This is a genomic window from Zobellia russellii, from assembly GCF_018728565.1.
Lineage (GTDB): Bacteria > Bacteroidota > Bacteroidia > Flavobacteriales > Flavobacteriaceae > Zobellia > Zobellia russellii.
Map to the genome: position 1 here is coordinate 255662 of NZ_JACSOI010000002.1, position 23230 is coordinate 278891.

The 23230-nt window shown below is 38.9% G+C and carries 22 protein-coding genes; 10 read left to right on the forward strand and 12 right to left on the reverse strand.

Going from position 1 to position 23230, the window contains the following annotated elements:
- Positions 1 to 15 precede the first annotated feature (15 nt).
- The 4 genes from H9565_RS06635 to H9565_RS06650 all read right to left on the reverse strand — a co-directional run bounded on the left by H9565_RS06635 (position 16) and on the right by H9565_RS06650 (position 3508).
- The gene (locus H9565_RS06635) at positions 16 to 381 is read right to left on the reverse strand and encodes a hypothetical protein (protein ID WP_215438433.1); all 366 of its coding nucleotides are present in this window, start codon (positions 379 to 381) and stop codon (positions 16 to 18) included.
- A gap of 209 nt (positions 382 to 590) precedes the next feature.
- On the reverse strand, positions 591 to 1109 hold the full coding sequence (locus tag H9565_RS06640) for a DUF4136 domain-containing protein (protein WP_215438434.1): 519 nt from the start codon (positions 1107 to 1109) through the stop codon (positions 591 to 593).
- Between the two features lie 103 nt (positions 1110 to 1212).
- Positions 1213 to 2214, reverse strand: coding sequence for a GTPase ObgE (obgE, locus tag H9565_RS06645; RefSeq protein WP_215438730.1), 1002 nt, complete (start codon positions 2212 to 2214; stop codon positions 1213 to 1215).
- A 187-nt stretch (positions 2215 to 2401) separates the two neighbouring features.
- Entirely contained in the window at positions 2402 to 3508 is a 1107-nt protein-coding gene (locus H9565_RS06650; protein WP_215438435.1) for an adenylate kinase, read from the reverse strand.
- 110 nt (positions 3509 to 3618) lie between these two features.
- On the opposite strand from H9565_RS06650, the gene H9565_RS06655 reads away from it, so the two are divergent.
- From H9565_RS06655 to H9565_RS06675, 5 genes are all read left to right on the forward strand, one after another.
- Complete coding sequence (locus H9565_RS06655; RefSeq protein ID WP_215438436.1) at positions 3619 to 4791, forward strand: 5-(carboxyamino)imidazole ribonucleotide synthase; 1173 nt, start codon at positions 3619 to 3621, stop codon at positions 4789 to 4791.
- 4 nt (positions 4792 to 4795) lie between these two features.
- The gene (gene purE / locus H9565_RS06660; protein ID WP_215438437.1) at positions 4796 to 5284 is read left to right on the forward strand and encodes a 5-(carboxyamino)imidazole ribonucleotide mutase; all 489 of its coding nucleotides are present in this window, start codon (positions 4796 to 4798) and stop codon (positions 5282 to 5284) included.
- Between the two features lie 32 nt (positions 5285 to 5316).
- Positions 5317 to 5718, forward strand: a complete 402-nt coding sequence (locus tag H9565_RS06665; RefSeq protein ID WP_215438438.1) for a hypothetical protein — start codon at positions 5317 to 5319, stop codon at positions 5716 to 5718.
- 22 nt (positions 5719 to 5740) lie between these two features.
- Positions 5741 to 7759, forward strand: coding sequence for a M3 family metallopeptidase (locus H9565_RS06670; RefSeq protein WP_215438439.1), 2019 nt, complete (start codon positions 5741 to 5743; stop codon positions 7757 to 7759).
- 247 nt (positions 7760 to 8006) lie between these two features.
- Positions 8007 to 8528 (forward strand): 5' nucleotidase, NT5C type, encoded by a 522-nt coding sequence (locus H9565_RS06675; RefSeq protein ID WP_215438440.1) that lies wholly within the window; start codon positions 8007 to 8009, stop codon positions 8526 to 8528.
- Here H9565_RS06675 and H9565_RS06680 read toward each other — a convergent pair.
- Positions 8525 to 8884 carry a rhodanese-like domain-containing protein gene (locus H9565_RS06680; RefSeq protein WP_215438441.1) on the reverse strand — a complete coding sequence of 120 codons (360 nt, stop codon included), beginning with the start codon at positions 8882 to 8884 and terminating at the stop codon, positions 8525 to 8527. The two genes, H9565_RS06675 and H9565_RS06680, sit on opposite strands and share 4 nt — an antisense overlap.
- A gap of 120 nt (positions 8885 to 9004) precedes the next feature.
- Here H9565_RS06680 and H9565_RS06685 point away from each other — a divergent pair, with 120 nt between their 5' ends.
- Positions 9005 to 9559 (forward strand): sigma-70 family RNA polymerase sigma factor, encoded by a 555-nt coding sequence (locus H9565_RS06685; RefSeq protein WP_215438731.1) that lies wholly within the window; start codon positions 9005 to 9007, stop codon positions 9557 to 9559.
- 227 nt (positions 9560 to 9786) lie between these two features.
- Here the strand turns inward: H9565_RS06685 and H9565_RS06690 are convergent, their stop codons facing one another.
- On the reverse strand, positions 9787 to 10611 hold the full coding sequence (locus H9565_RS06690) for a UbiA prenyltransferase family protein (protein ID WP_215438442.1): 825 nt from the start codon (positions 10609 to 10611) through the stop codon (positions 9787 to 9789).
- Between the two features lie 125 nt (positions 10612 to 10736).
- Here H9565_RS06690 and gcvP point away from each other — a divergent pair, with 125 nt between their 5' ends.
- The 4 genes from gcvP (at position 10737) to H9565_RS06710 (ending at position 16291) form a co-directional block, all read left to right on the forward strand.
- Positions 10737 to 13589: an aminomethyl-transferring glycine dehydrogenase gene (gene gcvP, locus H9565_RS06695; protein WP_215438443.1), complete on the forward strand. Its 2853-nt coding sequence runs from the start codon at positions 10737 to 10739 to the stop codon at positions 13587 to 13589.
- 165 nt (positions 13590 to 13754) lie between these two features.
- Positions 13755 to 14810 (forward strand): 3-oxoacyl-ACP synthase III family protein, encoded by a 1056-nt coding sequence (locus H9565_RS06700; RefSeq protein ID WP_215438444.1) that lies wholly within the window; start codon positions 13755 to 13757, stop codon positions 14808 to 14810.
- A 45-nt stretch (positions 14811 to 14855) separates the two neighbouring features.
- A complete protein-coding gene (locus H9565_RS06705) occupies positions 14856 to 15380 on the forward strand; it encodes a class I SAM-dependent methyltransferase (RefSeq protein WP_215438445.1) in 525 nt (174 codons plus the stop codon).
- Positions 15381 to 15439: 59 nt separating this feature from the next.
- Positions 15440 to 16291 (forward strand): glycosyltransferase family 2 protein, encoded by an 852-nt coding sequence (locus H9565_RS06710; protein WP_215438732.1) that lies wholly within the window; start codon positions 15440 to 15442, stop codon positions 16289 to 16291.
- Between the two features lie 75 nt (positions 16292 to 16366).
- On the opposite strand, the gene H9565_RS06715 is transcribed toward H9565_RS06710, so the two are convergent.
- The 6 genes from H9565_RS06715 to H9565_RS06740 form a co-directional block, all read right to left on the reverse strand.
- On the reverse strand, positions 16367 to 16876 hold the full coding sequence (locus tag H9565_RS06715; protein ID WP_215438446.1) for an OmpH family outer membrane protein: 510 nt from the start codon (positions 16874 to 16876) through the stop codon (positions 16367 to 16369).
- 142 nt (positions 16877 to 17018) lie between these two features.
- Positions 17019 to 17837 (reverse strand): OmpH family outer membrane protein, encoded by an 819-nt coding sequence (locus tag H9565_RS06720; RefSeq protein WP_215438447.1) that lies wholly within the window; start codon positions 17835 to 17837, stop codon positions 17019 to 17021.
- 91 nt (positions 17838 to 17928) lie between these two features.
- Positions 17929 to 20538, reverse strand: coding sequence for a BamA/OMP85 family outer membrane protein (locus H9565_RS06725; RefSeq protein ID WP_215438448.1), 2610 nt, complete (start codon positions 20536 to 20538; stop codon positions 17929 to 17931).
- Between the two features lie 4 nt (positions 20539 to 20542).
- Positions 20543 to 21250, reverse strand: coding sequence for an isoprenyl transferase (locus tag H9565_RS06730; RefSeq protein ID WP_394370247.1), 708 nt, complete (start codon positions 21248 to 21250; stop codon positions 20543 to 20545).
- A 208-nt stretch (positions 21251 to 21458) separates the two neighbouring features.
- Positions 21459 to 22157: a type IX secretion system protein PorG gene (gene porG, locus H9565_RS06735; protein WP_215438450.1), complete on the reverse strand. Its 699-nt coding sequence runs from the start codon at positions 22155 to 22157 to the stop codon at positions 21459 to 21461.
- A gap of 101 nt (positions 22158 to 22258) precedes the next feature.
- Positions 22259 to 23140 carry an NAD kinase gene (locus tag H9565_RS06740; protein WP_215438451.1) on the reverse strand — a complete coding sequence of 294 codons (882 nt, stop codon included), beginning with the start codon at positions 23138 to 23140 and terminating at the stop codon, positions 22259 to 22261.
- Positions 23141 to 23230: the final 90 nt, after the last annotated feature.

The following is a 23230-nucleotide window of genomic DNA, read 5'->3' on the forward strand; positions in this document are numbered from 1 at the left end:
GGGTAGAAAAACAACCTACAAGCTTACTGTAGGCCAAAGAAGCTTATAGATAATAACTCCCAAAATAAAACCAGAGCCTAAACCGCAGAGAATAACAACGGCGAACATCTGATTGGAAGATTTTTGAGATAATATATTTACCAAAGAAATGGGCGAACCGTTTTTACGAACCTCAAACTTGTTAATTTTTTCACCGTGAGAGGAATCACGACGTGCAATCCAATATCTGTTTTCCCCAATATTAAAGGTATGTTCCGCACGTAGTTTGGTTATTTTTTTGGAAACAGTTCTATCGTTCAAAAGCACTTTTTCCTTTCCAAAGAATGTATTGACCACTTCTATTTTATGATTATCAATATAATACAGTGCACTCTTGGGCATTAGAAAAGACTATTAAGTTTATTGAAGAGATAAATTACCTTAAGCATTTTTCATCACCTTCTTTAGACAATTTAGAATGATTAAATGAAAAAGGTTATTCGAAAATATGGAATAATAAATTACCTACACAGGAAAGTTTTTAACACTACAAACGCAACCATTTAGGCGCTTCTTTTCATAAGAGATAAAGATAAATAGTCCTAATTGAACTATTTGGGCGGATACTTAGAGAAAACCTTTGCTGCTAAAGCATGTAATTTTTCTTCACGTATCTCCGGAGACACATTTTCCTTAAAGTTGCTCAAGCCTTGGCCTTGCCAAAAGAGTTCGTCCTTCTTGGCATCAACAAAGTCAAAACGAATTTCTCGTTCCATTTTGGGTTGTCCTACAGGAATACCCACGGAAACACCACCGCCAACGCTGCGGCCTGTACCCCCCAAACCAACACCAACCGTGTTGTTCCTAGGTGCTTGAAAAGAGTTACTTTCTATGTTGATAAAAAAATCAGGGTCTTCTGAAAAGCGGATTCCTTTTAACTGCATTTCTTCATTTACGGCATCCAACAAGCGTTTAGCATCAAGCGCACTTAGCCCCGTATCCATATCAGGATAATAGTTGTAAGTGCTGTAATTCGTAAAATCCGTGTTTTTGTCATAATCGTAGTTCACACGAATGGTATTGCACGAGGCTAGAAACAAAATAACTAGTATAGTAAGGATACTTCTCATAGTCTCATTTTAAAGGAAACGACCTTTAGCGTATTCCAATCTGTACTCTAGTAAATATAAAGAATATAAATCGGATAAAAACCTGCTGCTCTTACGCTACTGCTTAACTATTCAACATAGTCCAAAGTTTATCTTTCAATTCCGTAATACCCTGCTGTGCAACGGAAGAAATGAACATATACGGCACCTGCTCCAAATCTTTGTCCAATTCCACACTCATTTCTGCCAGAAGCTCTTGATCCAGCATATCGCTTTTAGAAATGGCCACCAAACGCTCCTTATCCAACAATTCCGGATTATACCTTCGTAGTTCATCAAGAAGAATTCTGTATTCCTTTCCAATATCTTTACTATCGGCAGGAATCAAAAATAATAGTGTAGCGTTACGCTCAATATGTCTTAAAAAATAGTGCCCTAAGCCTTTTCCTTCGGCAGCCCCTTCTATAATCCCGGGAATATCCGCCATAACAAAACTCTGAAAATCGCGATATTCAACAATACCTAAATTGGGTTTAAGAGTCGTAAATTCATAATCGGCAATCTTAGGCTTTGCTGATGTAATTACGGACAGCAATGTAGATTTACCGGCGTTAGGAAAGCCTACAAGACCAACATCTGCCAATACCTTTAATTCAAGAATTACTTCTACTTCTTGTCCGGGAACACCAGGTTGGGCATATCTAGGAGTCTGATTGGTACTGGTCTTAAAATGCCAATTACCTCTACCGCCCATTCCGCCTTCCGCTAATATTTTTTCCTCTCCATGCTCGGTTATCTCAAACAATACTTCAGCCGTTTCAGGGTCTTTCACCACTGTTCCAAGAGGTACATCTAAATACACGTCTTCTCCATCAGCACCGGTACTACGGGACTTACTACCGTGTGCTCCATGACCGGATTTAAAATGTTTTTTGAACTTGAAGGTAACAAGCGTCCATAAATTTTGATTGCCACGTAAGATTACATGCCCTCCACGGCCACCATCACCTCCATCAGGACCACCTTTGGTAATGTATTTCTCCCTGTGCAAATGCACGGAGCCTTTTCCTCCTTTACCAGATTCCGCATAAATCTTAACGTAGTCTACAAAATTGCCCTCGGTCATAAAAATATTCTGATTTACATATTGGACGATAGCCAATATTTCTGCAAAAATACGCATTTCGCATGAAGCATTGCCATGCTATGCATTTAGAAGTTAGCCTCATAAAACTAAAAGAGAGTTGAAACGGACAAAAACCGAAGTTTATCTCCTTTTCAACTCTCCTTATTCAATGCTGGTTATTTAGCTGTTAAAGCTCTTCTATAACCTTACCCAAACGATGGGTTATCTCGTCTATAGCACCAATACCGTTTACGCTATGGAATTTATTCTGCTCCTCATAAAAATCTTTAAGAGGTGCGGTTTTCTCATTATACTCATCAAAACGGTTACGTATTTTGGACTCGTCTTGGTCATCACTACGGCCACTTACCTTACCGCGTTCCAACAAACGTTGAATCAATACTTCATCATTAGCTTCTAGAGCAATGGTTGCATCTATTTTCATGTCTTTTGTTGCCAAAAAGGTATCCAAAGCTTCCGCTTGGGCAGTTGTTCGCGGAAAACCATCAAAAATGAAACCGCTTGCTTCTGGGTTTTTCTCTACTGCATCCTGTAACATTTTTATAGTTACCTCATCCGGTACTAAATCACCACGATCAATGTATGATTTTGCCAGTTTGCCCAACTCGGTATCATTTTTCATGTTATAACGGAAAAGGTCTCCTGTAGAAATATGTTTCAGGTTGTACTTTTCTTTTAAAAATTCCGCTTGGGTTCCTTTTCCGGCACCCGGTTTCCCGAACAGCACGAGATTGATCATATGTTTTTGGTTTAATTGGTAAACTTCCCTAAGGTTACGTCCAAGTTCATTGTAATCCAGACCGTAACCCACAATAAATTTATCGGGTATATCTATACCCACATAATCAATGGTGTATTCACCATTGTATACTTCAGATTTATAAAAAAGACTGGCAATCCTAAATTCCTTTACGTTTGCCTTTGAAAAAAGATGCACTAATTTTTTAAGGGTGCGTCCTGTATCTATAATATCTTCCAGAATAATAACGCTGCGCCCTTCAATATTTTCGGAGACATCCAAAAGTGTTTCTACAATACCTGTAGAGGTCAAGCCCTGATAAGAGCTCAGTTTTACAAAAGAAACTTCGCAAGGATGTTGGTATTCCTTTAAAAAATCCGAAATAAACATGAATGCCCCATTAAGTACCCCCACAAAAATGGGCGTCTCGTCCTTATAATCGGCTGCAACTTCATCGGCTACTTTTTTAACGGCAGCCTTTATTTGCGCTTCGCTCAAGAACGGTTTAAAATGTTTATCGTGTAGCTTTATCACATCGCATTTTTAAAGAACGGCTAATATAACACTTTGATTTTGCTTTTTTAAGTACACACCTTGCGTTTTAAGAATTCGATGTATTTTTGCATCAGTTATAAATCAATTGCATGTCTACAGAAAATTCATCAGAGTACTTTTCATCACCTTTTAAACTGGGAATCCTAGGCGGTGGCCAACTTGGAAAAATGCTACTTTACGAAACCCGAAAATTTGACATCCATACCGTAGTTATGGACGCTTCGGAAGAAGCGCCCTCAAAAATAGCGTGCAACGAATTTATTCTGGGAGACCTTATGGATTTTGATGCCGTCTACAATTTTGGGAAACAGGTAGATGTACTCACCATTGAAATTGAAAACGTAAATGTTTCTGCACTTGAAAAATTGGAGAAAGAAGGGTTAAAGGTTTTTCCTCCAACCAAAGCCCTTAGGATTATTCAAAATAAAGCGAAACAGAAGCTTTTTTATGTGGATAACGACATACCCACAGCTGATTTTCAAAGATTCGCCTATAAAAGTGAGATTGAAGATAGTGTCATAAATGGCGGTCTAAACTTTCCTTTTATCTGGAAAGCGGCCCAATTTGGGTATGATGGGCAAGGTGTAAAGGTAGTTCGCAAGATTGAAGATTTAGAGGGGTTACCGGCCGGCGAATGTATTGCCGAAAAGATGATCGACTTTAAAAACGAACTTGCCGTTATTGTAAGCCGAAGCGCAAGTGGCGAAGTAAAAACCTACCCAGTGGTAGAAATGGAATTTCATCCGGAAGCCAACCAGGTAGAATATGTTATCTGTCCTGCCCGAATTAGTGAAACGGTAGCTAACAAAGCGCAAGAAATCGCATTAAAGGTTTCTGAAAAAATACAGCATGTAGGTCTTTTGGCCGTTGAACTTTTTCAGACCAAAGATGATGAAGTCATAGTCAATGAAGTTGCTCCCAGACCCCATAATAGTGGTCATTACAGCATTGAAGCCAGCTACACTAACCAGTTTGAGCAGCATATACGGGCCATTTTGGATTTGCCCTTAGGTGATACCAAAAGTAAAGTGGCCGGTATAATGGTGAATTTAGTGGGCGCCGAAGGCTACACTGGTGAGGTGGTGTACAAAAATATGTCCGAAATTCTAGGAATGGAGGGAGTAACTCCTCATATTTACGGCAAGAAACAAACCCGCCCCTTTAGAAAAATGGGACATGTAACCATAGTAAACGAATCAATTTCCGAGGCGCGTAAAATTGCGCAGCAAGTAAAGGAAACCATTAAAGTTATAAGCAAATAGCCATATGAGTAAAGTAGCCGTAGTAATGGGCAGCACTAGTGACCTGCCCGTAATGCAAGACGCCATAGATATTTTAAAGGGATTTGACATTGAGGTAGACGTAGATATCGTTTCTGCCCACAGAACCCCGGAAAAACTTTTTGATTTTAGTAAAAATGCGCACACCAATGGCTACAACGTAATAATTGCGGGTGCGGGTGGTGCAGCTCATTTACCAGGAATGGTGGCATCTATGTCTCCTCTACCCGTAATTGGCGTTCCCGTAAAGAGCAGTAATTCTATAGATGGTTGGGATTCCGTACTTTCCATTCTTCAAATGCCGGGTGGTGTTCCCGTGGCAACCGTTGCTTTGAACGGAGCAAAAAATGCTGGAATTTTAGCAGCTCAGATTATAGGAAGTTCGGACAAATGCGTTCTGGACAAAATCATCGTTTACAAAGAAGGCTTAAAGCAAAAGGTTATAGATGGTGCAAAATCCGTTAGCACCAAGTAACAACCCCTAAAACATCAAAAAAAATACAATTCATGAATTACCCATCACTTGTTGGTTTTATTCTTGGTGTACTGGCTATTATTGTTTTGGCTTTCGTAGAGAAAAAAGTTAAAAACCCCTATATTAAAAGCCTTTGGAGATGCTCTTTGTTCTTCTTTTCTATGTATATTTTAATTTTGACACTTGTTTTCATAAGGTGGAAATATTACGAAATGCAACTGGACTCTTTTGACCTTAATGGAGATGGCAGTATAAGTCTTACGGAATATACGGATCAATATAGATTTGTTAGGGACAAGGTAATGACCGGAGCAGACCGTAATTTTGCATTCGTAACCGGTGCCGCACTATCCTTTTTATTGGCAGGTCTTGCACTGATATTGGATTTTGTAAATACCTGGATGCAACTAAAGAACAACCCCATAAAATCTTAAACTAACAAAAATCTTGCGCTATATGAACCCTTTATTGACCCCATTTGACACTGCGCCCTTTTCAAAAATTGAAAATTCGCACTTTAAACCTGCTTTTCTACAGGCCATGGAAGAGGCTAGAGCCGAAATAGACCAAATTACGGCTAATGAAGAAGTTCCTTCTTTTGAAAACACCATAGAGGCTTTGGAGTTTTCCGGGCAGCAATTAGACCGTATTTCCAGTGTGTTTTTCAATTTAAACTCCGCCGAAACCAATGAGGAAATTCAAAAAATAGCCCAGGAAGTTTCTCCGTTATTATCGGAATTCAGTAATGATATTACATTAAACGAGGCCTTGTTCAAGCGCATAAAAAATGTTTATGACCAAAAAGATTCATTAGATCTATCGGTAGAACAACAAACATTACTTGATAAAAAATATAAAAGTTTCAGTAGAAATGGCGCTAATCTAGACGAAGATAAAAAGAAGCGTCTTCGTGAAATTGATGCCCAACTATCAAAACTAAAATTAAAGTTTGGTGAAAACGTACTGGCCGAAACCAACAAGTACGAAATGCACCTTACCAATGAAAACGATTTGGACGGTCTGCCCGAAGGCGAAAAAGAAGCTGCCGCCCAAGTGGCAAAAGCCAAGGACAAGGAAGGTTGGTTAGTAACTTTAGACTACCCAAGCTATATTCCTTTTATGAAATATGCCAAAAACCGTGAACTTAGAAAAAAGTTGGCGCTCGCATTTGGCAGTAAGGCCTTTCATGGTGATGAGCTTGACAATCAGGAAAACGTACTTTCCATAGCCAATTTGCGTTACGAAAGGGCAAATCTTTTAGGCTACAAAACCCATGCTCACTTTGTTTTAGAAGAGCGAATGGCAGAAACACCGGAAAAAGTACATGAGTTTCTAAATGAACTACTGGTAAAGGCAAAACCAGCTGCCCAAAAAGAATTTGACCAACTGGAAGATTTTGCAAAAGAACTTGATAGCATAGACCAATTGGAAAAATGGGACGGTAGTTACTATTCTGAAAAGCTAAAACAAAAGTTGTTCAATTTAGATGACGAGAAACTAAAACCATATTTTAAACTAGAGAATGTAATCTCCGGAGTTTTTAAGGTGGCCGAAAAGTTATTTGACCTTAAGTTTGAAGAAGTAACGGATATTGATAAATATCACGAAGAAGTAAAGACTTACAAGGTTTACGATACTTCCAATAACTTCATCTCTGTATTCTACGCAGATTTTCACCCTAGAAAAGGAAAGCGTGGTGGTGCTTGGATGACTTCCTACAAACCACAATACAGACGTAACGGAGACAATGTGCGTCCACACATATCCAATGTTTGTAATTTTACACGTTCCACACCAAGCAAGCCATCTCTTTTAACATTTAATGAGGTAACTACCCTATTTCATGAGTTTGGCCACGGATTGCACGGTATGTTGGCTAACACTACGTACCCTAGCCTTTCGGGAACATCCGTTTTTTGGGATTTTGTAGAGCTTCCCAGCCAAGTCATGGAGAACTGGTGTTATGAACAAGAGGCTCTTGAACTTTTTGCCACACACTACGAAACAGGTGAAGTAATCCCTATGGAACTGGTCCAAAAAATTAAAGAATCCGCTACTTTTCAAGAAGGTATGCAGACCTTACGCCAACTGAGTTTTGGACTGTTGGATATGTCATGGCATGGAGTGGACCCAACAGGCATAACCAATGTAAAGCAGCACGAAAGCGAAGCTTTTAAGGGCACAAACCTATATCCAGAAACTGGAGAAACTTGTATGAGTACAGCCTTTTCCCATATTTTTCAAGGAGGATACTCTTCTGGGTATTACAGCTACAAATGGGCGGAAGTTTTAGATGCCGATGCTTTTGCTTATTTTAAAGAAAAGGGTATCTTTAACAAAGACGTTGCTACTAAATTCAAGGATAATGTACTATCCAAAGGAGGTACGGAAAACCCAATGACGCTCTACAAACGCTTCAGGGGAGCAGAACCCAAAGTAGAGGCCCTATTGGAAAGAGCCGGGCTACTGAACTAAAAAAAAAGTAAAAAAATATACCGAGATTATGTTTTGTAAGTTTTTTCTTATATATTTACTAAACATAAGTAGGTTGAAAAGGTTATATCTAAAGTAATTTTTTTAACGGTTTTAAAAGAGGGTGTGGGGACGCCCTCTTTTTTTATGCCCAAAAACCAAAACATCTTTTAGGTTAAATAATTACTATTTTTTTTCAATTCGGTCCATCATTTCCAACGGTTTTTAGAACTTCGCAAAAAAAATACACATGGTTATATTTGTTGATATGGACGAGGTGATAGCAGACACCTACGGAGCGCACATAGAAGTTTACAATAAAGATTTTAATGAAAATCTAACATTAGACTTGTTTCATGGCAGTGAAGCTTGGCATAAAGTTCCTGTAGACAGACAACAAAGCGTACGTGACCATGCCAGAAACCGCGGCTTTTTTCGTAATCTGAAGCCTATAGCCAATGGCCAGAGCGTTCTAAAAAAATTAAACGAGAAGCACGAAGTGTACATTGCATCTGCTGCAATGCAGTTTCCAAATTCGCTTGAAGAAAAATCAGAGTGGTTAGATGAGCATTTCTCGTTCATACCATGGCAGAACCGTATACTTTGCGGGCACAAACACATTTTACGTGGTGACGTTCTCATTGACGACCGCAGTTACAACCTAGAAACTTTTGAAGGTAGATCACTTTTATTTACATCGCCGCATAACGTAAATACTACTGGTTTTGAACGTGTAAACAACTGGCTAGAAGTGGCGGAAAAACTGCTTTAATCTTTCTTATTGGCCATATAGGCATCATAGCCCCCTTCTAGGTCAATAACTTTCTTAAAGCCCAGTGAATCCAGAACATGGGCCGCTTTTGCACTACGACCTCCTTTTTTACAGTATACGTATATAGGTTTGTTCCTCTGTATAGTATCTACTTTTTTTACAAAGTCGGTATCAAACCAATTAATGTTCACCGCATTATCCAAATGGCCGCTTGAATATTCCTCAGGAGTACGTACATCTACTAAAATACCGGAATCTATATCATTCTGTGAAAATTCTGTGATACGTTTTCCTTTACTTTGAGCACAACCCACACAGATAACGCTCAACATTAGAAGCAAATAGTGGAATTTCATGTTTTTTAAGTTTAATCAAAAATACGAATTATGGCGGCATTAAATTATATTGGAAGGAATGAAAAAAAATTGAAGGTCATTACATCTAATTCTATTACTTTTGATAATGACACGATACGTATGGCAGAACATCAACTAAACCCAGAGACATGGGTAGACTTATATGCTGATTATCTTTTTAACTACGCAATAGGCCGTATTAGCGATGCCGAGGTAGCAAAAGACCTTGTTCAAGAAACCTTTATGGCGGGTTTAAAATCCGCTAAAAATTACAAGGGAGATGCCGCCGAACGCACTTGGCTAATTGCTATTTTAAAACGAAAAGTAATTGATCATTACAGAAAAATCAATTCAAAAAAGGGAAAAGCGGAAGTAAGAATGAACTACAGTTCTCAAACCGATGCCGAGGGCGATTGGCTAGAAGAACAAGTTGCAGACCCGTTTAGTTCCTTTGAAAACAGTGACATAGAGAACGAAGAGTTAGGACTTGCCATACAGTCCTGCATTTCAAAATTGCCAAAAAAACAAGCTTTGGTATTTACCATGAAGACCATTCAAGGAATTAGTACAGAAGATATTTGTAATGAGCTTGATATTAATCCGTCTAACCTGTGGGTAATGATCCATAGAGCTAGAACAGCTCTTATGGGTTGCCTTAATCAAAATTGGTTTTAACTTATGATTTCTTGCGACAAAGCCGCCATAATTTGCAATAAAACCCAATACAGGGAAGCAACTTTTATGGAAAAATTAAAATTGCGTTACCACCTGTTAATGTGTAAAGCCTGTTCTAAAGCAACCAAGCAGAATACGCAATTAACAACCTTATGCCAAAAGGCAGATCTTCATAGCTTAACCGAGCAGGAAAAGCTAAAAATGAAGCAAATTTTAGAGAAGGGAAACTAAAAAATAGCTGAAATTGCCACTAACAGTCCCCACCATAAAATAGATATTCCTTCTACCCAAAAAGAGGAAAAATATTTATGTTGATTTCGTTTTGTAATGAACATCAAACTTCCTAACATTATAAATAGGACACCACCAGCTATTGCCTCCTCAAGGCTTGCGTTATTTTTCAAAAGAATTAAAAAGAAATAAGGTAGCGTACCAAATGCCCCAAAAATCTTGGTGTTGGCCACCCCATAACGTTGTGGCAATGTTTTTAATTCCGGACTGTCATACGCTAAATCACGGATTTCAAAGGGAATCAACAAAATAAGAACGAACAAAAAGCGCTGTACAATCTCGATCCACACATCTCTTTCAAAAGTCCCCCCTTCCGATAGCACAGGAAGAACAACCGTTGCTCCCGCCCAAACCAATGCCACAATAAAAATTTTAAGTCCGCCCCAACTCCTTAAGTTCCTGGTATGCGGCAATAGAGGCAAGGCATATAGTCCCGTAAGTGCCACTAGCCCTCCTACTCCAATCCAAACTTCCAATTTAAGAAACCAACCATGATATAAGGCAATGGCCAACGCTATAAAACTGGCAAATTGGATGTTCTTATGATACCTACTGGCCACCAAAATATATTTTTTGGCCTCTACCCCATATTTCACAAAATTGTAGCAAGCAACGGAACCAAAAAAAAGAAACCACGCCAGATGCTGGTCCACTCCATAACCTAATGTAATATCCGTGACATGTACCAACGCAAAAACACCAAGCGCCACATGAATACTAGCGTCTAGGTAAAAGTCGAATATACGGTTTAAGACCTTCATATTACAAAACTAACCAAACTGTTCATAACCCTCCTTTTTAGTTAAAAACTTTCACCTTGATAAACAATTATGTGATTTTTTTAAGGGATTAAATGCCTAATTTTACGCCACTTTTATTTTAAGCTATGAAAACAGATGTATTTGCTTTACGCCATATAGGCATTAAGGAAGAAAATCAAGAGCACATGCTCAAAACTGTAGGTACAGAAACCTTAGATCAGCTCATATACGAGACCATTCCTGATGATATTCGATTAAAAAAACCGTTAGAACTTAGTGCCGCCATGAGCGAGCATAAATTTCTGGCCCATATTCAAGAATTATCGGAGCAAAATGAAGTTTTTCGCACATACATTGGCTTAGGATATCACGAAAGTTTAACCCCTTCGGTAATCAAGAGAAATATTCTTGAAAACCCAGGTTGGTACACGGCCTACACTCCTTATCAGGCTGAAATTGCCCAAGGTAGATTGGAAGCCCTGTTAAATTTCCAAACGGTGGTAACGGACCTTACCGGAATGGAACTGGCAAATGCATCCCTATTGGACGAAAGTACTGCAGCCGCAGAGGCAATGACCATGTTATTCGATGTTCGTAGCCGTGACCAAAAGAAAAACGGGGTGTTAAAATTTTTCGTTTCAGAAGAAATACTACCACAAACCTTATCGCTTTTAAAAACCCGCTCTACCCCTTTGGGTATTGAACTAGTTATTGGCAATCACGAGGAATTTACTTTTGACCAGGATTTTTACGGTGCTCTATTACAATACCCAGGCAAATACGGACAGATAAATGACTATTCCGATTTTGTAACCAAAGCCAAGGAAAATGATATGAAAGTGGCTGTTGCCGCAGATATCCTTAGTTTAACACTTCTTACCCCTCCTGGTGAATTTGGGGTAGACGTTGTTGTAGGAACCACGCAAAGATTTGGTATTCCGTTGGGCTACGGTGGGCCACATGCCGCATTCTTTGCCACAAAAGAGGCTTATAAAAGAAATATTCCCGGACGGATTATTGGAGTTACCAAAGATACTGACGGTAAAACGGCCCTTAGAATGGCCCTACAGACCAGAGAACAACATATTAAAAGAGACAAGGCTACTTCAAATATATGTACCGCCCAAGTTTTATTGGCTGTTATGGCAGGAATGTATGCTGTATACCATGGTCCGGAAGGCTTAAAATATATTGCGAACAAGGTACACCGCACGGCAGTAAGCTTAACGGATGCCCTAGAAAAATTAGGATTATACCAAACCAATTCGTCCTATTTTGACACAATTACCATTAAGGCCGATGCCAAGAAGGTGAGAAAAGTAGCTGAAGAAAATGCAGTTAACTTCCTTTATATTGATGATGAAACTATTTCCATAGCAGTAAATGAGGCTACATCATTACAAGACCTTAACCAAATTATTTCAATTTTCGCCAAAGCCCTTGGAAAAAATGGGCAGGAAACGAATACTCTTTTAGACAAATCCGCTATCAGTTCAACCGTACAGCGCCAGTCAGCTTTTTTACAGAACGAAGTTTTCAATAGGTACCATTCCGAAACAGAACTCATGCGCTATATCAAAAAACTAGAGCGCAAAGACCTTTCGTTAAACCATTCCATGATTTCTCTTGGTTCCTGCACCATGAAGTTAAACGCAGCTTCAGAAATGTTGCCGTTAAGCATGGCCCGTTGGGCAAATGTTCATCCGTTCGTACCAATTGAACAAGCTAAAGGTTATCAGTTTATATTAAAGGAACTGGCAAAAGATTTATCCACTATAACCGGTTTTGCCGCTACATCGCTTCAACCCAATTCCGGGGCTCAAGGCGAATACGCAGGCCTTATGGTCATTAGAGCATACCATGAGTCCAGAAACGAAGGACATAGGGATGTTTGTATCATACCTGCCTCGGCACACGGCACTAATCCTGCTTCCGCGGTAATGGCAGGCATGAAAGTAGTGGTTACAAAAACAGATGAAAAAGGAAACATAGACGTATCCGACCTAGAGGACAAAGTTTCTAAACATTCGGAAAACCTTGCAGCCTTAATGGTTACCTACCCTTCTACGCACGGTGTTTTTGAGTCTTCTATTAAGCACATTACCCAACTAATACATGATAATGGCGGGCAAGTATATATGGATGGCGCCAATATGAACGCTCAAGTCGGCCTTACTAATCCCGCAATTATTGGTGCGGATGTTTGCCATCTAAACCTTCACAAAACCTTTGCCATACCTCATGGAGGCGGAGGTCCGGGTGTTGGCCCAATTTGTGTTGCGGAACAATTGGTTCCTTTTCTTCCCGGTAACCCCGTGATAGAAACTGGTGGAGATAATGCCATAACTGCAATATCCGCGGCGCCTTGGGGTAGTTCTTTGGTGTGCTTAATTTCCTATGGTTATATTAAAATGCTTGGTGAACAAGGATTAAGGCATTCTACCGAAATTGCCATCTTGAACGCCAATTACATCAAACACAAATTAAGTGGAGCATACGATGTTCTCTATACCGGGGAAAAAGGTCGTGCAGCCCATGAAATGATTATAGATTGTAGACCGTTTAAAAAGAATGGCATTGAGGTCACTGACATTGCAAAAAGACTAATGGACTATGGTTTTCACGCACCAACCGTCTCATTCCCTGTTGCGGGAACCATAATGATCGAGCCCACAGAAAGCGAAAGCTTGGCCGAACTAGACCGTTTTTGTGAAGCCATGCTGTCTATTAGAAATGAAATTAGAGAGGCATCTGCAGATGACCACAACAACGTTCTTAAAAATGCGCCGCATACACTTGAAATGTTGACCGGAGACGAATGGAACTTTCCGTACAGCAGACAAAAAGCGGCATTTCCACTTTCCTATATTCAAGAAAACAAATTTTGGCCTTCGGTTAGGCGTGTAGACGATGCCTATGGAGACCGTAATTTAATATGCACCTGCGCACCGATAGAAGCATACTCAGAAGCGGAATAAAATGGTATAAACCCAACAAATACAAGCCTTTTCAAATGATTGAAAAGGCTTTTCCTTTTCTACGTACATTCTTAAAAACGTCTTGAACATCGTAATAATTATTATGCATGCATAATAATGAAGCCGTTCTTCCGTACCTTGTTAGGTGATAAAATAATTTGCATTATGGCGATTGAGATTACAGGAACAGGAAGTTATATACCCTCATTGGTAGTACCTAACGATAACTTTGAAGGTCATAATTTTTTAAACTCGGACGGCTCCCCTTTTACGCATGACAATGCCATTATTATTCAAAAATTTAAAGGCATAACCGGAATAAAGGAAAGACGCTATGCCGAAAATAATCTAAATGCCTCAGATATTGGTTTTCTTGCTGCTGAAAAGGCAATTACCAATTCAGGCATAGACAAAGAAACATTAGACTATATCATCTTTGCCCATAATTTTGGAGACGTCTCACCCAACAACGCACAAAGTGATATGTTGCCCAGTTTAGCAACACGTGTAAAACAACATTTACGTATTAAAAACCCTTCTTGTGTTGCATATGATCTTATTTTTGGTTGTCCAGGATGGATACAGGGTGTTATTCAGGCCAATGCCTTCATTAAAAGTGGTATTGCCAAAAAATGTTTGGTTATTGGTGCTGAAACCCTATCTCGTATAATAGACCCACATGACAGAGACTCTATGATTTATTCCGATGGAGCGGGAGCTACTATTATACAAAAAACAGAGGAATCCGGAGGAATACTGGCACATGCCAGTGCATCATACACCCAAGAAGAAGCTTATTTTTTATTCTTTGGAGAGTCGTACAACAAACTAAAGGACGATACCAAGTACATAAAAATGTTTGGCCGTAAAATTTACGAATTTGCCGTAACCCATGTACCCCAAGCCATGAAAGACTGTTTGGACGAAAGTGGTGTTGCCATAGACGACCTTAATAAAATATTCATACATCAGGCCAATGAAAAAATGGACGAAGCCATTATAAAGCGGTTCTACGGACTTTACAACCGCGAGGTGCCCGAAAATATTATGCCTATGAGTATAGGAAAACTAGGTAACAGTTCCGTAGCAACAGTACCTACCCTGTACGATTTGGTACGCAACGGAAAAATAGAAAATCAAGAGGTTCAAAAGGGAGATGTTGTTATCTTTGCCAGTGTTGGCGCAGGCATGAATATCAATGCCGTAGTCTACCGGATATGATTGAACCGGTAGAAACGCAAACCATGAAACTTGCAACCTGTTCAAATGTACGAGAAGACCTATCCAAGTAAACGTTTTCAGCATACCTTAGATTTCCTAAAGAAACATGTAACTCCAGACGAAACTGTTTTGGATCTTGGCGTGGCCAATCCGTTTTCAAAAATCATGAAAGAGGAAGGCTACTCTGTTGAAAACACCAAAGGTGAAGACTTGGATATTGATTACTCCTCCTTAGTTAGTTCAAATGCAGACGTGGTTACGGCCTTTGAAATTTTTGAGCATTTATTGGCTCCTTTTAATCCCCTCAGAGAAATCAAGGCGAACAAATTGGTGGCCAGTATTCCCCTAAAACTATGGTTTTCTCCTGCTTACCGCAGTAAAACGGACCCTTGGGACAGACATTATCATGAATTTGAAGATTGGCAATTTGACTGGCTTTTAGAAAAAGCCGGCTGGGAAATAAAGGATAGGGCAAAATGGACCAACCCTGTTAAAAAAATAGGTCTACGCCCCTTACTACGCAGTTTTACACCTCGCTATTATATTGTTTACGCGGAAAAAAACAGATAAATTAGGCTTCTAAACTCAATTCAAATTCATAGCTTCTGACCCATTAATGTTTTATGGCCATGCACTACTATGTAATTGTTCCCGCACATAATGAAGAAGGCTTCTTAGCGGACACCTTGAATTCCATTCTAAGACAGTCTCTGCAGCCCAAAAGAGTCGTTGTAGTGAACGATAATTCTACAGACAATACAGAGACCATTATTGACCAGTTCTTAAGCCTGAGTCCAATTTTTACAAAATTAAACACCGTATCCTCTACGGAACATATGCCAGGTAGCAAAGTTGTAAATGCGTTCAATAAAGGTTTAGAAATACTTGATAACGATTATGACTTTATCGTAAAACTAGATGCCGATATCATCCTACCCGATAACTATTTTGAAAAAGTAGTCTATATCTTTAGAGGACAACCTAAAGTGGGCATTGCGGGAGGTTTCATTTATGAACAGGCTGAAAATGGGCAGTGGAAGCTAAACCACCCCATGGATAAAAACCACGTAAGGGGGGCATTTAAAGCCTATACTAAAAAATGCTTCAAAGCCATTGGGGGTTTAAGGAACGCTATGGGATGGGATACCATTGATGAATTGCTTGCCCAATATCATGGACATGAAATCTACACGGACGACGGCTTAAAGGTAAAACATCTAAGACCTACCGGGAATGCCTATAACCCCAAGGCCAAACTTCTACAAGGAAAAGCCATGTATACCATGAGATATGGTTTGGTCATTACCATAATCGCCTCATTAAAAATGGCTGTAAAACAAAGAAAACCTAAAGCCTTTGCAGATAACATGTATGGATTTTTTGAAGCTCAAAAAGAAAAGAAACAGTTTCTTGTCTCTAAAACCGAGGGTGAATTCATTAGAAGATTACGCTGGCGAAATATTAAAAGAAAACTCTTCTAACACAAAAAGAATAAGTATTAAACAAAAAATGCCCACTGTAACAGCGGGCATTTTTTGTTTGAGTATTTTGATATATTATATACCCAACTCTTTCTTTACGTCTGCCAAAAGGTCTTTACCCTTAGCTACGATCAAACCTCCACCGGCTTGTGCATCAATTACGTAATCAAAACCTTGAGCGGCAGCTACTTTTTCAATTGCAGCCTTAGCTTTATCAGAGATAGGAGCAAAAAGCTCTCCTTGCTTCTTTTGAAGTTCTCTCTGTGCAGCTTGTTGCGCTTCACCAATATTCTTTTGAACTCCTTGAAGCTCTATTGCTCTTTTTTCGTTCTCTTCTTTTGATTTAGAAGGCGCCTCATTTTGGTACAAAGTAGCTTTGTTCTGAAACTCGGTCATTGAACTTTCTATATCTGCATTATAAGTCTCAGACAATTTTTTAAGCTCTGCTTCTGCACTTTTCATCTCCGGCATTGCACTTAATAATTGTGTAACATCAATATGTGCTACTTTGCTCTGTGCGTTAACAAAACTTGTAGTGGCTACAAACAATACTAAGGCTACTGCTATTTTCTTTAAGTGTTTCATGATAATTCTAGTTAAAATAATTGAGTGTTAATTTCTGGTTAATGTATATTTCTCGTTTCACATTTGCTAAGCAAATCGCCGCAATGTATTAAAATTATGTCTATTTAGCAGATGATTGCGAGACTTTGTTCAGTAAACCGTCTTACTCTTCAGTTTCTTCGTCATCTTGCCCGCCTCCTTGGCGTTCTTCTAACTTTTCTTTTCTCTTTGCTTCGCGTTCTTCCAACAACTTTTTTCTGCGTGCTTCATACGCTTTTTTACGCTCTTCTCTTAGCTTTAACTGCTCTGCACGTTTCTCTTCTGCTGTTTTCTCTCTTTCTTGTTGCGCCTTTTCGGCATTTTCTTTTCGCTCTTTAAGCGCATCGCTCATCTCCTCTTCAGCCTCTTCGTCATCAAACTTACTTCTACTATCCTTTTTGGGCTTACTTATCTTACGTGTTCTAGAAATACCTCTTAGCACCAAATCACTAATGTCATGCCTATTTTCTGAGTACAACATAACCACATCGGCAGATTTATCAAAAATAAAATCGTACTTCTTATTGGCACCTATTTTCTGTACTTCATTAAAAACCTGATCTTGTATAGGCTGGATTAAGCGTCTTTTTTGCAAAACCAAGTCGCCCTGAGGGCCAAAACGGTCTTGCTGATACTCTACCATCTCTTTTTCAAGAATCTGGATATCTTCTTCACGTTCTGCAATTAACTCATCTGTTAAGAGCACCCTTTCCGCCATTAGGTCTTTTTTTACCGCCTCTAGCTGACTTTGCTTTTGCTCTATATCTATCTTCCATTTCTGGACCTTATCCGCTAATTGCTTATTGGCATCTCTGTACTCCTCTACGTTCTCCAAGATATATTCCATATCTACGTAAGCAATACGTACACCACGCTGAGCAAAAGTATAGGCAGAACACAAGGTAAGTACCAATACAAAAAGAACGTTTGATTTTGTTTTCATTTCTTTATCGTTTTATCCAATAGAAAATATCGTGCCAAAATTACTAAAACTTTTAAAATGAGTGATTTAGCATAGTGACCGATTCTTTAAATTAAAACTGCTGGCCGATAATGAAGTGTGTTTGAAGTCCACTAGGTCCGTTTCCGATAGACTGTGGTCTAAGGTCTTCATCAAACCCGTAACCAAAATCAATACCTAACAACCCGAATGCCGGCATGAAAATGCGCAGCCCCACTCCGGCCGATCGTTTTATTTGAAACGGATTAAATTCCTGAAAATTGTTGAAGGCGTTACCTCCTTCCATAAATGCAAGCATATAAATGGAAGCTGAAGGTTTTAAAGTTAACGGATAACGTAGTTCTAGAGAGAATTTATTGTAAACCAAACCACCTTCTTGCTGGCCTGTAAGAGGGTCAATAGGCGTTAAGGATTGGTTCTCATACCCTCTTAACTGTACTACATCCCTTCCATCTAAAGTAAAGTTACCAAGACCATCACCACCTACAAAGAAACGCTCAAAAGGAACATCTCCTACATCATTGTTATAGTTGCCCAAGAAACCGAACTCCGCATTGGTACGCATAACCAAATCACCTACCAAAGTTGTATACCAGTCTCCTTTAAACTTTACTTTATAGTACTCTAACCATCTAAAACGTTGTTGATCGATATCCTCTAACTCTGCATCTTGTGCCGTAGTTAATCCAACCTGAGATTTTAGTGTTGTCAACTCTTCACTTCGATCACGCAAGGACTCATAATCTTTATTACTAAAGAGCGAGTAAGGTGGCGTAAACTTGGCTGTAACTTCAAAATTAGAACCTCCTCTTGGGAAAATACGTCCACCAGCGGTGGCGTTTCTTGAAATTCCCAATGTATAGGCAAAAGAGTTGGATTTTCCGTTTCCAAAGTTGAACAATCCTATATCATAGTTATTGAATTCATACAATTGGTAACTTAACGAGTGAGATATAGTAAAATAATCATCAGGCCATTGCACACGCTTAGCCAAACCTGCCGATATACCCGTTATAGCAAAACCACGATCTTTGTCAACCTCTATTCTACTGCTTGTAGAATTGTTATAATCTACTCCAAATTGCTGCGTTCTAGAAAGGTTTAAGCTAAATTGCACGGGTTTTCTTCCCCCTAACCAAGGCTCCGCAAAGTTTAGACTGTACACCCTAAAGGTTCTACTGGCCTGTACCCGCATGGCAAAAGTCTGTCCGTCTCCCATAGGAACCGGTTTATACTCCTCGCCCTTAAATATATTTTTTATAGAAAAGTTATTAAAGGAAAGCCCCAATGTACCGATGAATCCACCACCGCCGTAACCACCTTGTAATTCTATCTGACTGGAACCGGATTCTACCAAGTTGTACTTAATATCTACCGTACCCTCGTTTGGATTAGGGTTAAGAATATCCGGCTTAATTTGTTCCGCATCAAAATACCCTAGCTGTTGAAGTTCGCGAATGGTACGGATAATATCACTTTTATTGTATTTCTGACCGGGACGCGTTCTTAATTCACGATAGATTACGTGATCGTTTGTACGATCGTTACCAACCACATCTATATGGTTAAGAAAGGTCTCTTTACCTTCTATAACACGTATTTCAAAATTAATGGTATCATTCTCTGCAGAAACCTCCACCGGATTAATACTTGAAAATAAATACCCGTTATTCTGGTACAAACTGGTAACATCATTAGGCTCCGGTTTAGAATCATCTGCAATACGTTCCCTTAATAAAACCCCATTGTAGGTATCTCCTTTTTTGATACCTAAAACCGCGGCCAATTGACGGTCTGTATACACACTGTTACCCACAAAATCAATATCTCCAAAGTAATATTTATTACCTTCTTCTATTTGATACTTTAAGATAATATTGTTTTCATCTACCTTGATTAAAGAGTCGGAAATGATACGGGCATCACGATAACCATTCTCTGCGTACTTATCGGACAACAGTTCCAAATCATTCTCATAATCCTCTTCTATAAATTTGGATTTCTTCCAGAAACGCCAGAAACGTTTTTCTTTTGTTTTCTTAAAAGCTCCTTTAAGTTTTTTATCGGACAACTGCTCGTTACCCTCAAAAATCATCTTTTTGATTTTTACCTTATCTCCCTTATTGATATTGATGACCATTTTCTGGGCATTGGTCTCAGAAGTATCCTTTGCAACAATAATGGAAGTTTTGGCATTCAGAAAACCTTGTTTTTTATACTTATTGTCAAGGTAATTCTTGGTATTGGCAATTAAACTCTCGGTAATTTTCTTACCTTTTTTTAGATCGGTATCCTTAAGAAGATCATCAACCTTTCTAGGTTTAACTCCATTTATAGTAACCCCTGAAAGAGTTGGTCTCTCAATAATGTTCAATTCAAGAAAAACCTTATCCCCTTCTATATTAGTTATATAGAAATCGATATTTTTAAAAAGCTCAAGGCCCCAGAGTTTATTGATGATTCCGCTAATTTCCTCTCCTGGAAGCGTAATAGGTTGCCCCACACGTAAGCCGGTGTACGTTTTTACGGTCTGCTCGTTATAACTTTGCAGCCCAGTAACCTCTAACCCACCTAAAATGTATTTTTTACCGTCCTCAAAAGAAAGCTCTTGTGCGGCGCAAAATGTGGTTGCAAAAATTAATAGGAGTGTAATAAAAGGTTCGAAGGATATGAACCTTTTCATATCGCTAATTGAGTTGTTCGCTGGTTTTTCCAAATCTTCGTTCTCTGTTCTGATAACTTTTTATAGCTTCTGCCAAATGTTGACTACTAAAATCGGGCCAAAATACATCTACGAAATATAATTCCGCATAGGCGATTTGCCACAACAAAAAATTGCTGATACGATGCTCACCACTAGTACGGATAAGCAAATCTACATCTGGCAAATCATGCGTGTAAAGATGGTTATTAATAATGGTTTCGTCAATGTTTTCAATTGAAATTATATTATTTTTAACTTTGGCACTTATTTGTTTTACTGCACTTTTCAGCTCTTCCCGTGCACCATAACTTAAAGCCAAAGTAAGGGTCATTCCTGTATTTTCCCTTGTTTTTTCCATGACCTCTTTTAGCTCCTTATTGGCTTTTTTAGGTAAAGACTCAATATCTCCAATAGCATTTAATCTAATGTTGTTCTCGGAAAAAGTCTTTAATTCTTTCTTTAGGGAAGACACTAAAAGTTTCATTAAAGTATCAATTTCAATCTTGGGTCTTTTCCAATTCTCAGTAGAAAAGGTATACAAGGTTAGGTACTTAAGCTTTAGTTTAACACAGTTTTCAACTGTGGCCCGCACCGTCTTAACTCCATTTTCATGCCCAAACACACGAAGTTTACCTTGTTTTTTAGCCCATCTACCATTTCCGTCCATAATTATGGCGAGGTGGCTAGGCATTTTGTTTTCGTCTAATTCTTCTAGATTAACCATAAGGAATTGATCATACCACTCTAATACACATTCATTTATCCGGAGTAAATTTCATTTTCCAGTTTACAAAATGATGTTTTTTTTGAGCGCACGGCAAAAATAGCCTATAAATTTGAATTATACATAGTAAAGACCTAATGAAGAAAGGAAAAATGCCGTGTTACCTGAGTTTAAACTATTCAAAACACTCCATACATGGCTTTCTACCAAAGGTATAGGTCAAGGTGAAACCAGAGAACACATACCAGTCATCACTAAAAACGTTCCCGAACCTAAGATCGTTCAATTGACGGCTAACATTAAGTTTTTCTGGATTACTACCATCTAGATTATCCGTAAAAGTATAACGGGCACCTATTTCGGCACCTAAAATAAGGAACTGGTTTAAACGAATCTTTGCCCCAACGGTCATTGGAATAGCAAAGGAACCATCTCTTTGCGAGACATCCAAAAACTGACCGGCATCAAAATAGTTATAGTCATATCTAAAATAGGTAAGACCCGTATATAAATATGGCGTAAACGCAGGCCCTAACCTATGTAAATTATACTCTACAAAGTTAAATTCCAGACCGGCGGAAGCTTCTAATAAAGAATTATCCATAACGTATCCTCTCTGCTGTCTAGAAGGATCGTTAGACTTGGTATCATCTGCCGTAAATTTACCGTAAATTACACTGGCACGCCATGCATACCGCTTAGCTATATTCCATTTAAATATACCCCCAAGGGCAATATCCGAAGGTAAAATATAATTAGTCCGGCCTACATCTCCAATGGCATTGGCGCCTCCGGCAAAAATACCGGCTTCATAGGTTTGAGCTCCAACACTTCCAAAAGTGCACAGCAAGACTATGATAATGAATTGCTTCATAAATAGTATTAGTTTGCGAATATAACAATTGCACCCAACTATTATATTAATGTTCTCACATGATAAACAGGATTTGCGGTTTTTTATTGCCCGCTCAAGATTCAATTACGCCGATCTTCTCCCCACAATAGTTTATTCCGAAGTGTTTTTAAAAAGCTCTCCGATGTATATTCTATCATTTTAATTGTGAAGCCGGCTTTTTTTATACGAATTTCCTTTCCATTCTCCACAGATGCTATTCTAGAATCCAGAGAAATAAGATGGTTATCTTCCCTTCCCGAAACCTTTAACCTTATTTGCGTATCATCTGAAATAACCAACGGCCTAGCATTTAGGTTATGCGGTGCAATTGGGGTAAGTACCAAAGATTTTGCCGTGGGTTCAATGACCGGCCCGCCACAACTTAAAGAATACCCTGTAGAACCCGTGGGCGTAGAAATAATAAGCCCATCCGCCCAATAAGACGTAAGGTATTCATTGTTCAAATAGGTTTCAACCGTTATCATAGAAGTAGTATCCTTTCTACTTACCGTAATCTCGTTCAAAGCAAAATACAGTTCGTTCAATTCCGAAATCTCATCCCCATTATCAACTTCAACCAAACTACGTTCTACAACAGTATAAGCACCCTTGTTAAATTCTTGCACTACTTTACGCACTTCCTCCTTACTAAACGTAGAAAGAAAACCGAGACGGCCCGTGTTTACCCCAACAATGGGTATTCCCAAATCCCTTACAAATGTAGTTGCCCTTAAAATAGTACCGTCACCACCAAAACTAACGAACATATCAAAAGAACCGTCTAACCCCTCGGTATCCGTGAATACCTGATACCCATCTGATGCATGTTTTTCGGAGAGAAAATCGTGAAATTCCTTTTCAATGGCTATTACGGCACGTGCTTTTTCAAGCTCATCAAGCAACTCCATTACATATTGCAAGGTGTCCTCTTGATACATTTGACTGTAAATAGCAACTTTCATCCCTTAATTTTTATCTTTATTACTAAGGCCTTTTTGACCTTATGCGACAAAAATAAGGATTGTACCCTTGACTAATTACCCTTTTCAAAG